Origin of the sequence: Marinospirillum alkalitolerans (assembly GCF_045055655.1) — a bacterium.
GTDB lineage: Bacteria > Pseudomonadota > Gammaproteobacteria > Pseudomonadales > Halomonadaceae > Marinospirillum > Marinospirillum alkalitolerans.
Genome location: NZ_JBANFI010000001.1, coordinates 589,468 through 601,430, shown reverse-complemented (window position 1 = coordinate 601,430; position 11,963 = coordinate 589,468). Strand labels below are relative to the sequence as shown.

Here is an 11,963-nt window from a genome sequence, read left to right as displayed (position 1 = left end):
CAGATGTTTTTTCGTTCACTAGATTACTCAATCAGGTTCATCAGGGACCAGGCTCATGAGTCGCTATTCTAACCCGACTCAAGCCAAGACGTCTTGCCGTATCCAGAACCAGCACCACCTGTTGATGCGGGGTGTGCCGATCCGCTTGGATAATCAGCGTCGGTTGCTGCATCCGCTGCATGCCTTCCATCAGCTGGGATTCCAGCTCTTCCTCGACCAGAGGCTGGCCGTTCAGCAGCAGCTGACCACTGGCCTCCAAGCTCACCAGCAGCAGATCTGTCTCCAGCCGTTCTACTTCGCCAGTGGCTGCACTTGGTAGATCCAATGGCAGCTGCCGATCAGGAAAATGCGTTGACACCATAAAAAAGATCAACAGCAAAAACACCACATCAATCAAGGGTGTCATATTCACCTGCGCCGCTTCTGGCGGAGTGCGCCGAAACTGCATCAGCTTAACTCCAGCCACTGGGTGTGGTCGAGGCGGCCGCTGGCTGGCTCTCTACTTGCAGTGCATCCAGTTGTAACGCGGCGCTCTGATCGGGTGACAGGCGATCAAGCAGTGTCTGCCCGACCTGCTCCAGCGTCACCACCCAGTCACTGACACGACGCTGAAAATAGCGATGCATCACTAGGCTGGGAATGGCAATCGCCAGCCCTGTTGCGGTGGTGATCAGCGCGACAGAGATACCACCTGCCAGCTGCTGTGCATTGCCTTGAGCCAGATCCAGCTGCTGAAAAACATCGATCATGCCCACCACGGTACCCAGCAGGCCAATCAACGGCGTAATGGCGGCAATCGAGCCTAGGGGCGTCAGGTACTTTTCTAGTTGATGCACCTCATGCGCCCCCGCCGCTTGCAGCGCTTCTCTGATCCGCAACGCACCTTGATCATGGCGGCGCAGTCCAGCTTGTAGAATACGCTCGACTGAAGTTGGCGCTGCTGTGGTCACTGCATAGCGCGCCAGTAGCTGCGCCAGCGGCCACTGATCGACGGCTTCAAGATGCACTGTGGGGGCAATACTCTGCTGACGCAAGGCCCAGAGGCGCTCCAAAATAATCGTCAAGGCACTCACTGAGCAGAGCAGCAGCGGCCACATCAACCAGCCTCCAGCGGCAAATATCTCCAGCATCTCTTGGCTCCTTGGGGTTAATCAGTGCGAAAGCGCGGTGGTTTTCTGAGCCACCAATAGAGGGCTGGCGTACCTTTTTGTTCCACTTGCAGGTGGTCCTGATCAAAATGAAACACCACCGCACCAGCTAAACCTGTATCCAACTGCTGCACACCAGCATGCCATAAACGCTGCTGCACTTGGGGATCAGGATGACCATAGTGATTCTGCCAGCCAGAGGTGTGCACAGCCCACTGAGGCTGAGTGGCACGAATCAAGGCTGCGCTCGTTGAATGCCGACTCCCATGATGGCCGGTGATCAATAAACTCAGACGCGCATCCAGCAGATCAGGCAGAGCCTGAGCAAAAAAAGCCTCCTCTGGCCAGCCCGCATCGCCAGTCAGCAGCAGGCTGTGCCCTGCTCCGCGCAGCAACATAACACAAGAATGCGCGTTGTCTACCCTACCACTGACCGGCTGGGGCGGCCATAAGGCCAGTATATCCACTGCACCCAGCTGCCAACGCTGCCCTGCAAAACAAGCATGATAACTTGGCACACTGGGCTGGGCCGTCAGAGCCGCAAGCGGTGCCTGCTCAGCCGGTGTGACCAGATGTCGCAGCTGATGGTGACGCAACAGCGCCGCAAAACCGCCGCGATGGTCCAGATCATCATGGCTGAGCACAACCCAATCCAATATCCAAGGCGTCCAGCCGAGTGTCACACGGCCATCGAGCCCTTCTAGAGCAGGCAGCAAGGGAGCCCAATCTGGCTGCCAGCCGGGGCCTGTATCATAGAGCAGATATTCGCCCTCACTCTCAACCAGCACCGCTGTGCCCTGCCCGACATCTAAAACCCAAACCCGCCAACCTGCATCAGGCAGCGTGGCAGGAGCCGGCCAACAGGCCAGCAGCAATCCCAGCAATGCCCAGTGGCGACCAAAGAAGCCTGGTGGCAAGAGTGCCAGCAAGCCTAACCACAACCAGCCAGGACGTTCTAGCGTCAAGCGCGGCCATTGGCTCACCTGTTCAAGCGCCGTGGCAATCGCGTCCAGGCCAAGCACCACCCACTGGGCGATCCAGCCGCTACCGAGAAGCCAGATTTCGATCAGGCTGATCAAGGTAGCTGGCAAAACAAACATCCCGATCAGCGGCACCAGAATCCAGTTCACCCCAAGCGCCCAGACACTCCAATAGCCACCTTGCCAGATTAACACCGGCGTGAAGGCCAGCAGCATAACCCATTGCACTCGCCACCACTGCCAGATCAGCGGCCGCTGCGCTAAACCTCGCAGGGCCAGAATCAAAATCGCCACCGCCGCAAAAGACAGCCAAAAGCCGCGCAAGAAGACCCACCAAGGATTGATGACGAGCAGGAGGCTGAGCGCGATAAAATAGGGCGTCCACGGGCTGAGACGCCGCCAACCACTCAAGACCAGCAGCCCCATCAACAACATCAAGCTCGCGCGCTGCGCCGCGACGCCCCAGCCTGATAAAGCGGCATAGAAGATCACTAGCGCGGCAGCCAGCATCACCCCCACGCCACGCGACCACCAGCGCCAACGCACACCCAGCAGCGCGAAGCCAGCCAGTAATCCCAGATGCAAGCCTGAGACCACCCACAGATGCACCGTGCCCGTGGCTTGCAATAACTGCCAGTCTTCAGCTGTCAGCGCGCTCTGCTCACCCAGTGCCAAGGCCAGATAAAAGCGCTGACCTCGGCTCGGCTCAGTGGCGGCACTGGCCGCAATAAGACGCTGATCGCGCCAGGCAATCCAACCTTGCGCGGGGGCCAGACGCTGCTTGACGCTTGTACTCTCCACCCACGCCCGTGCAAGGCGACGCTGAGCATAGTGCCATTCAAGGCGGTGATGGCGACCCAGGTTGTGCAAGCTGGTGATCGGTCGGACGTGAACTCGCAATTGCCAGCGCTCACCAGGCTGTGGCATCTGCTGATCCATCCACGTCAACAGCAGCTGGCTGGATAACGGACGGCCGAGATCGCAAGGCTGTTGATCAGCCGATCGCCAGCAGGCCTCCAGCTTGAATCTGACTCGGGGGCGTGTGCCGGATTCCACCGCCAGAATACGTCCAGTCAACTCAACGGGCTGCGCCTGATCAGCAGCCGAAGGGAGCGTGGCATGCAGCAAGACCAGATGCCAAAAAACAAGGCTCACTCCAAAGAGCAGACCAGAGCAACCAGCCGCACCGCCCATCAACAAGCGTAGGCTGAGCAACGGCAGCAGCAATAGCAGAGTAAGGGGAAGCCAGACATCAAGATAAAAGATCAGCTGCACACCCAGCAGCATCCCCAGCGACCAACGCCAGAGCAAAGGCAGGCTTGTCATCCTTGACACCTTCAATCAACAAAAGGATTGAGCTTGATACTGTAAGGTACAAAAAAAGCAGGGTACAAAAAACAGCGTACAAAAAGCAGAGCGCAAAAGAAAAATCGCTTCACGTCTTGGTAGTCCAGCTGAGTCTAGGCATAATACGGCCTCTTGGCGACTATGAGCTGAATCCTTGTTATGCCGCGTAAATTTTTTAAGCGCTACATGCCGCGTCCTGAGCGGCTGCTAAAAGAAAAATCTCTGGGTTTTCTGTCCAAGCAACTGGCTGATCCCGGCTTATGGACATTGACGCGCCGCAGTGTCGCCGGTGCTTTTAGTATCGGCTTATTTTTTGCTTTTATGCCGATGCCTTTTCAGATGATTCCGGCTGCGCTCTTGGCCACCTTCTTTCGTGTGAATCTGCCGATTGCCGTGGGGCTGGTCTGGGTCAGCAATCCGCTCACCATGCCCCCGATGCTCTATGCCAGCTATCTGTTTGGCAGCTGGCTACTTGATTTACCGGCTCATGCGCCAACAGACAATATGTGGGAATGGATACACGAGCGCTTTAGCCATATCTGGCAACCGCTGCTTTTGGGTTCGGTGATTTTTGGCGGGCTGGCCGCGCTGATTTCACATCTGGCAGTGCGCCTGATTTGGCGCTGGCATGTCGCCAATAGCTGGTCAAAGCGACGCAACCTCAAACGCCTTCCCTCGCCTGAAACTTTTGCGCTGACCCATCCAGAGCTGGAGCCAAACCCTCGCTCCCAGGCCAAGCCATCGGCATCAACCGAGGCTACGCCAGCCGCCAAGGCCGAGCAAGATCCACCAGCAGCAGGCTAGAGGTTGCCCTCAAGCCTTGCCATGCACCTTGTTCAGCCCTGCCTCAGCAAAGACTTATGGCCGACTTTGTGCAGCAAGGCAGCCTTGGTTGAGTTGATAAATCTGGTGCTGTTGCGCAGCCAATTGCAAATCATGGGTCACCAATACAAAGGCGATGCGCGACTGTTCTGCCAGCTCTTGAATCAAACTCTGGACTTCGGCCGCCGTGTGTTGATCTAAATTGCCTGTTGGTTCATCCATCAACACACAAGAAGGCTGGCCCACCAAAGCTCGGGCCAGCGCCACACGTTGACGCTCACCCCCTGAAAGCTCTGCTGGCTTATGATCGGCGCGGGCTGCTAACCCTACGCGCGCCAACAAGGGCCGAGCAGCGGCCTGCGCCTGATCTTTAGACTGACCACGAATCAGCAAAGGCAGCATCACATTCTCCAGCGCGCTCAGCTCTGCCAGCAGATGGTGAAATTGATAGACAAAACCCAGATGTTGATTACGCCACAGGCCGCGCGGTTTTTGCTTCATCTGCGCTAAATCCTGTCCTGCCAGCAGCACCTGACCCTCACTGGCCACATCTAATCCGGCCAACAGGTTCAGCAGCGTGGTCTTACCCGAACCAGAGCTGCCAATAATAGCCAAGCGATCACCAGGAAAAACGTGTAAATCAATGGATTGCAGCACCTGCACCTGCTGTGGGCCTTCAGTGTAGGTTTTACTCAAACCACGACATTCTAAAATCGCTTGCCTTTCTAGACTCTTAGGACTCATAACGTAAGGCCTCCGCAGGCTGGGTTCTTGCTGCACGCCAAGCTGGATAGAGTGTTGATAGCAGGCTGAGACTCAAGGCGCTGAGTGCAATAAAACGCACATCGGCCCAGCGCAAATCTGAAGGGAGATAGCTGATAAAGTAGACATTGGCATCCAAGAACTCGATGCCCAGCAGACCTTCCAGCCATAGCACCAGATCACTGACATTCAGCGCGAGCAGGATGCCCAGCCCAACCCCAACAAGCGTACCCAGCACACCAATCGTCAAACCCTGCACCATAAAAATCTGCATAATCGTGGCTGGGCTCGCACCGAGTGTACGTAAAATGGCGATGTCTGCCTGCTTATCTGTCACCACCATGACCAAGGTTGCTACGATATTAAAGGCCGCAACCGCCACGATCACCAACAGCAGCAGGCTAATCATGCGTTTTTCCATCTGAATGGCTTGAAACAGATTGCCCTGCGTTTGCGTCCAATCCTGCCCACGATAGGGGTAGCCTAATTGATTGACTAACTCACGCGTCATTCTCGGCGCTTGGAACAAGTCATCTAAACGCAGACGCAGACCTTCGACACTGTCGCCCAAACGCATCAGTCTTTGCATATCTTCAAGATGCACATAAGCCAGCTGGCTATCGAGTTCCGCGCCAACAGCAAAGGTGCCGACCAGCGTAAAACGCTTCAAGCGAGGGAAAATACCAGCCGGTGTAATCGAAGCCTCAGGAAGCAGCAAGGTCACTTGATCACCAACCTGCAAACGCAGAAAACGTGCCAAACGCTCGCCCATAATCATGCCAAATTCACCAGGCTGTAACGCATCCAGCGTGATCCCCTGTTGCAGATGCTCTGCAATAATCGATACCTCTGGCTCCAGTTCGGGCAAGATGCCTGCCACCAAACTGCCACGATGCTGGCCGCTTTGAATCAGCATGCCCTGGGTTTGAATAAAAGGCGCGACCCCCTCAACACCTGGCACAGCACGCAGTGTCTCAGCGGTGGTTCGCCACTGGCTAAAATCCTGATAATTCTTAATGGCCAGATGCGGCACCATCCCCAGAATTCGGTCGCGCAACTCACGCTCAAAACCATTCATCACTGAAAGCACCAGGATCAACACCGCGACCCCTAAAGCCATGCCCAGCATCGAAGTCATCGAAATAAATGAAATAAAATGGTTACGTCGCTTGGCGCGCGTATAACGCAGCCCTATCATGAGGGGTAAAGATGCCATTCATTCTTTCCTCGTCCAGAAGATGGTGGGGTATTGTAAGGTAAAGCATGACGACACACTATCGCCTCCTCCAACAGCTTGATGCCCGTTTTGATGCCCTGCTTGCAGCCTTGCATCAGCTCCAGCAGAGTCTCTTAGAAGAACAGCCGCGCTGCTGGATGCACGGTGTCTCTGATCACCAAGCACTTGAACAGGTTCACTTTTGTTTAACTGATCTCTGGTATTTAGATGGCCAGGATGGCCGTGCGACACGCAGCTATCCCGGCCTTGTCGCTTGTTCACCCCGTCTGTGGGAAGAGGTTGGTCAGGTCAACCAGGCCAAACTGGCCTTCTCATGGATGATTGAGCAGCTGCGCAAAGAAGCGCCCCAAGAGCTGAGTGAGGCTCGACAGCAACTCGCTCAGCGCCATGCCAGCCTGCATCAGCATCTCAGTCAAGACGGGCTGGCTCGCCTCCATCTCAAGCAAGCCTGGCGCCAGCTTCCTGGATGTGAGCGCCCACTACAGCAGGTGCGCTTTAGCTGGTACTCAAGCGGACGCAGCATTCGTAAGATCACGCTAAAGGAAGCGGAATATCGACTGCAAGAAATGAATACCGATGCCGCCCATATCCAGATCCAGCTGAAAAAGCTGGCCCACCTGCCGCCAGATGAGCCGCTCGCCCAAGTCCAAAAACAGGCCCCCTTGATGCGTGCGAATCTGTTTTTCAGGACAGAAGCGGGTGCAGCCGCTGAACGCCAAGCAATGAATGTCGCCTTGCCGCTGTTTTTGCTCAGTGAGGATGGACGCCTGCCCGCCTTTAATCAGCCCCCGATCGAACCACCCGCGCAGCGAACTCGGGCGCGGCGCTCTGATAATCGCCTCGAAGACGAGCCCTTTCTGCCCAGCCTGCGTGTCTACCGCTACAGCCGCCCCAAATAAAAAAGCCAACCTGATGACGCAGGCTGGCTGGAGAAGGGGCCGTTGGCGCGCCCTGCAAGATCGCAGGGTAAGCCTTAAAAGCCGATGAGGAAGCTTCTGATCAACTATTGCGCTTGGTGATACTGCGTTGAAATTGGCCTCAAAATGCTCATTTACTTCGTGTAAACTCCGCTTTTTCGATCAATTTCGCCTTGTCTGACCTGCGCTCTTAACGTTGATCAGAGGTTCCTTAGAAAACGCGATTTAAGCCATTAATGGCGGCAACGCGATAGGCTTCGGCCATCGTGGGATAGTTAAAGGTGGTATTGATAAAGTAGCGTAGCGTATTGGCTTCGCCCTTTTGCGCCATCACCGCCTGACCGATATGGACAATCTCAGAAGCCTGGTCACCAAAGCAGTGAATACCAAGGATTTCCAAGGTTTCACGATGGAAGAGGATCTTGAGCATACCCACCGTTTCACCGGTGATCTGCGCGCGTGCCAGTGTACGGAAGAAGGCTTGCCCCACTTCATAAGGAACACATTCTTCGGTCAGCTCACGCTCAGTTTTACCCAAAGAGCTGATTTCAGGAATGGTATAAATCCCTGTTGGCACATCATCAATAAAGCGAAAATCTGGCTCTTCCAAGAAGTCGGCAGCAGCGGAACGCCCTTGATCATAGGAAGCCGAAGCCAAGCTTGGCCAGCCAATCACATCACCCGCTGCATAAATATGCGGAATGCTCGTACGATAGTGATCATCAACCTGCAACTGGCCACGAGAATTCACCTCAAGACCGATATTTTCCAGTGCAAGTTCTTCGGTATTCCCTGAGCGACCGTTACACCACATAAAGGCGTCCGCCTTCAGCTTCTTGCCGCTTTTCAGATGCAGCACCACACCTTGATCCACGACTTCTACCTTGGCGTAGTCTTCATTGTGACGTATCAGGACCCCATTGTTACGCAGGTGATAACTCAAACCATCAGAGATCTCGTCATCGAGGAAGGAGAGCAGACGATCACGGTTATCAATCAAATCAACCTTAACCCCTAAGCCACTGAAAATAGAGGCATATTCACAACCTATGACCCCAGCACCATAGATAATAATCGAGCGCGGTGTATGGGAGAGCTGCAAAATAGAGTCTGAGCAGTAGATACGAGGATGATCAAAGTTGATATCCGCTGGGCGGTAAGGGCGCGAACCCGTGGCAATAATAATCTTCTGCGCTTTTAAAAACTCGATGCCATTATGCTGATCACGCACTTCTACGGTATGTGGATCAACAAAACGAGCCTTGCCAAAAAAGACATCGGTGCGGTTGCGCGCATAAAAGCCCGTGCGTAAGGCCACCTGCTTCTCAATGACTCGCTTGGAGCGCTCTAAAACCTTAGGGAAGGAGAAAAATCGCGGTTCGCCAATATCACGAAACATGCGATTGGTGTTGAACTGGATAATTTGTTTGACTGCATGGCGCAGTGCTTTAGACGGAATTGTACCCTTATGGGTACAGTTGCCACCCACCAAGGGTTGTTCTTCAACCACGGCCACGCGCTTGCCATGTTTGGCCGCATTCATCGCCGCACCTTCTCCGGCTGGGCCTGTTCCTATTACGATGACATCATAGTTATATACTGCCATGCAGACTTCCCCTTGTGATCTTGATTCTCGCACACCCCATACTTAAAGATCTGATGCTTGCAGATCGATGGTCCGGCAGCTTGACTGACCAGTCACCAAAAAGCAATAAGGCTTTGGTCAGCCACGCTCAGGCAGAGGTGCTATTTTTTTGTTGCATCATAAGCCAGTGGTGCTGCCAGCTGGGCACGCTGTTTTTGTTGCTCTGTTTCACAGATGTCTTGATTACCGCCACAAATATCACACTCTGTATCCATACCCAGCGCACTCATGCCACCGCATGAACCCGCAATTGGCTTACGTCCCATTAACACCCCAACAGACATAATGATGATAATCGTTGCCAGAACGGCGAGGGTGAGTATAAAAGTTTGCATCTTCTTCTCCGACTTTTTAGCGTCAATAGCCTTTCACAATACTGGCCTTTCATCTCAGAAGCGTGTCTGATCAAAATCTTGGCTGCTCGCAGCGGATGACGCAAGTTCTGAAACAAAGAAGGGCTGCCTCTTTCTGAGACAACCCTTCATGGCTTAGAGTTCTTGCTCTAAAACCGAGCCGATTACTGAAGCGATCGCCACAGGAGACTTAACCACCAAAGTCATCAAGCAGGATGTTTTCAGGTTCGACACCCATATCTTGCAGCAGCTTGACTACCGCTGCGTTCATCATGGGAGGCCCGCACATATAGAACTCACAATCTTCAGGCGCAGCATGGTCCTTCAGGTAGTTCTCGTAAAGAACATTGTGAATAAACCCGGTTGGTCCTGTCCAGTTATCCTCAGGCAGAGGATCAGACAGTGCCAAGTGCCAAGTGAAGTTGGGGTTCTCTTTAGCCAGCTGATCAAACTCTTCAACATAGAAGGCTTCACGCAGTGAGCGAGCACCATACCAGAAGCTGATCTTACGCGTTGATTTCAGGCGCTTGAGCTGATCGAAGATATGCGAGCGCATTGGTGCCATACCCGCACCACCGCCAACAAAGACCATCTCGTTATCCGTATCCTTCGCGAAGAACTCACCGAAGGGTCCATACACGTCGATCTTATCGCCAGGCTTGAGGCTGAAGACATACGAAGACATGATGCCAGGTGACAGATCATCACGGCCAGGAGGCGGTGTTGCAATACGAATATTGAACTTCACTAAACCGCGCTCTTCTGGGTAGTTCGCCATAGAGTAAGCACGAATCGTCGGCTCAGTGACCTTGGAGACATACTTCCAGATATTAAACTTATCCCAGTCGGGGTGATACTCTTCCTGGATATCGAAATCCTTGTAGTGCACTTCATGTGGAGGGCACTCAAGCTGCACATAACCACCAGCACGGAATTCAACATTCTCGCCTTCTGGCAGCTTCAGTGTCAGCTCTTTGATGAAGGTGGCAACGTTGGGGTTAGAAACCACCTCGCAGGTCCACTTCTTCACACCAAAGACTTCTTCATCTACTTCGATCTTCATATCCTGCTTCACAGGGACCTGGCAGGATAAACGCCAGCCTTCTTTCTTCTCACGCATGGTAAAGGCAGATTCTTCCGTTGGCAGAATCGAGCCACCACCTTCCAGCACCTTACAAGTACACTGAGCGCAAGAACCACCGCCACCACAGGCAGAGGATAAGAAGATGCCATTGGCTGCCAGAGTCGTTAGCAGCTTACCGCCGGCCGCGGTGGTGATCGTATGCTCAGGATCGCCATTGATTTCAATGGTGACATCGCCTGAGCTCACGAGCTTACTGCGGGCAGCCAGAATCACCATCACCAGACTCACAACGATGATGGTAAACATGACCACGCCCAACAGAATGATCGTTGAGTCAATCATAGTATTTTCCTCAGCTATTCATCGGCGGCTTACAGCTGCACGCCAGAGAAAGACATAAAGCCCAGAGACATCAGTCCCACCACAATAAAGGTGATGCCCAGGCCTTGCAGACCTGCAGGCACATCACTGTACTTGAGCTTTTCACGAATACCTGCCAAGGCCACAATCGCTAAGGCCCAGCCGACACCCGCACCGGCACCATAGACGACAGATTCACCCAGATTGTAATCCCGCTCAACCATGAACAAGGACGCACCTAAGATGGCACAGTTCACGGTAATCAGCGGCAGGAAAACACCCAAAGCGTTGTACAGCGCAGGCACATATTTATCGAGGAACATTTCCAGAATCTGGACCATCGCCGCGATCACGCCGATATAGCTCAGCAGACCGAGGAAGGACAGATCGATATTCTCAGCACCAGCAATGCCAGTCCACGCTAAGGCACCTTCGCGCAGCAGGCCGTTGTAGATCAGGTTGTTCACCGGCACAGTGATGCTCAGCACCACCACAACCGCGATCCCTAAACCAAAGGCCGCATCAACCTTCTTCGATACCGCCAGGAAGGTACACATCCCCAAGAAGAAGGCCAGAGCCATGTTCTCAACGAACACAGCTGAGATAAACAGCGATAAATAGTGTTCAAACATGGCTTACATCGCTCCTTCAGGCTTAGTGTTGTGCGTGATCTTGAACTCAGGATCTTCGTTCTGCTCAGGATACCAAGAACGAATCGCCCAGATCAGCAGACCAATGATAAAGAAGGCAGAAGGAGGCAGCAGCAGCATACCGTTGGCAACATACCAACCACCGTCTTTTGCCAGCTCAAGGATCTGGAAGCCAAACAGGCTACCGGCGCCAAAGAGTTCACGGAAGAAGCCCACAATCAGCAGCACCACGCCATAGCCGATACCATTACCGATACCGTCAATAAAGCTCATGCGTGGGCCGTTTTTCATCGCATAGGCTTCAGCACGACCCATAACGATACAGTTGGTGATGATCAGGCCCACGAAAACCGAGAGCTGACGACTGATATCATAAGCAAAGGCCTTCAGTACCTGATCCACCAAGATCACCAACGAGGCAATAATCGTCATCTGCACGATGATACGAATGCTGTTGGGGATATGGTTACGGATCAGCGAGACAAAAAGGTTAGAAAAGGCGGTCACAAAGATCACCGCCAAGGTCATCACCACCGCCACATTCATGCTGGTGGTGACCGCCAGTGCTGAACACACACCCAGAACCTGTAAGGCAATGGGGTTGTTCTTAAACACTGGGTTAATCAGAACTGTTTTTGGTGTTTCAGTTGCCATAGTG

General features: G+C 53.7%; 12 protein-coding genes. 2 read left to right on the top strand and 10 right to left on the bottom strand.

Annotated elements, in window-relative coordinates; all coding sequences use genetic code 11:
* Positions 1 to 40 precede the first annotated feature (40 nt).
* Genes V6U78_RS02685 through V6U78_RS02675 form a run of 3 tightly spaced genes read right to left on the bottom strand, consistent with a single transcriptional unit; the run spans position 41 to position 3,454 of the window.
* Entirely contained in the window at positions 41 to 448 is a 408-nt protein-coding gene (locus V6U78_RS02685; protein WP_405336922.1) for an ExbD/TolR family protein, read from the bottom strand.
* Between the two features lie 4 nt (positions 449 to 452).
* On the bottom strand, positions 453 to 1,130 hold the full coding sequence (locus V6U78_RS02680) for a MotA/TolQ/ExbB proton channel family protein (protein WP_405336920.1): 678 nt from the start codon (positions 1,128 to 1,130) through the stop codon (positions 453 to 455).
* Between the two features lie 17 nt (positions 1,131 to 1,147).
* The gene (locus V6U78_RS02675; protein WP_405336918.1) at positions 1,148 to 3,454 is read right to left on the bottom strand and encodes a DNA internalization-related competence protein ComEC/Rec2; all 2,307 of its coding nucleotides are present in this window, start codon (positions 3,452 to 3,454) and stop codon (positions 1,148 to 1,150) included.
* 180 nt (positions 3,455 to 3,634) lie between these two features.
* Between V6U78_RS02675 and V6U78_RS02670 the strand changes: the two genes are divergently transcribed.
* Complete coding sequence (locus V6U78_RS02670) at positions 3,635 to 4,279, top strand: DUF2062 domain-containing protein (protein ID WP_405336916.1); 645 nt, start codon at positions 3,635 to 3,637, stop codon at positions 4,277 to 4,279.
* A gap of 54 nt (positions 4,280 to 4,333) precedes the next feature.
* Here V6U78_RS02670 and V6U78_RS02665 read toward each other — a convergent pair whose 3' ends face one another.
* Positions 4,334 to 5,041, bottom strand: a complete 708-nt coding sequence (locus V6U78_RS02665) for an ABC transporter ATP-binding protein (RefSeq protein WP_405336914.1) — start codon at positions 5,039 to 5,041, stop codon at positions 4,334 to 4,336.
* Positions 5,031 to 6,275, bottom strand: a complete 1,245-nt coding sequence (locus V6U78_RS02660; RefSeq protein ID WP_405336912.1) for a lipoprotein-releasing ABC transporter permease subunit — start codon at positions 6,273 to 6,275, stop codon at positions 5,031 to 5,033. Before V6U78_RS02660 ends, V6U78_RS02665 begins: the two co-directional genes overlap by 11 nt.
* Positions 6,276 to 6,322: 47 nt before the next feature.
* Between V6U78_RS02660 and V6U78_RS02655 the strand changes: the two genes are divergently transcribed.
* Positions 6,323 to 7,195: a DNA replication terminus site-binding protein gene (locus V6U78_RS02655; protein WP_405336910.1), complete on the top strand. Its 873-nt coding sequence runs from the start codon at positions 6,323 to 6,325 to the stop codon at positions 7,193 to 7,195.
* Between the two features lie 229 nt (positions 7,196 to 7,424).
* Here the strand turns inward: V6U78_RS02655 and sthA are convergent, their stop codons facing one another.
* The 5 genes from sthA to V6U78_RS02630 form a co-directional block, all read right to left on the bottom strand.
* Complete coding sequence (gene sthA, locus V6U78_RS02650; protein WP_405336908.1) at positions 7,425 to 8,819, bottom strand: Si-specific NAD(P)(+) transhydrogenase; 1,395 nt, start codon at positions 8,817 to 8,819, stop codon at positions 7,425 to 7,427.
* Between the two features lie 140 nt (positions 8,820 to 8,959).
* A complete protein-coding gene (nqrM, locus tag V6U78_RS02645; RefSeq protein WP_405336906.1) occupies positions 8,960 to 9,193 on the bottom strand; it encodes a (Na+)-NQR maturation NqrM in 234 nt (77 codons plus the stop codon).
* A gap of 208 nt (positions 9,194 to 9,401) precedes the next feature.
* A complete protein-coding gene (gene nqrF, locus V6U78_RS02640; protein WP_405336904.1) occupies positions 9,402 to 10,637 on the bottom strand; it encodes an NADH:ubiquinone reductase (Na(+)-transporting) subunit F in 1,236 nt (411 codons plus the stop codon).
* A 29-nt stretch (positions 10,638 to 10,666) separates the two neighbouring features.
* Positions 10,667 to 11,287: an NADH:ubiquinone reductase (Na(+)-transporting) subunit E gene (gene nqrE / locus V6U78_RS02635; protein ID WP_405336902.1), complete on the bottom strand. Its 621-nt coding sequence runs from the start codon at positions 11,285 to 11,287 to the stop codon at positions 10,667 to 10,669.
* A gap of 3 nt (positions 11,288 to 11,290) precedes the next feature.
* Positions 11,291 to 11,959 (bottom strand): NADH:ubiquinone reductase (Na(+)-transporting) subunit D, encoded by a 669-nt coding sequence (locus V6U78_RS02630; RefSeq protein ID WP_405336900.1) that lies wholly within the window; start codon positions 11,957 to 11,959, stop codon positions 11,291 to 11,293.
* Positions 11,960 to 11,963 lie beyond the last annotated feature (4 nt).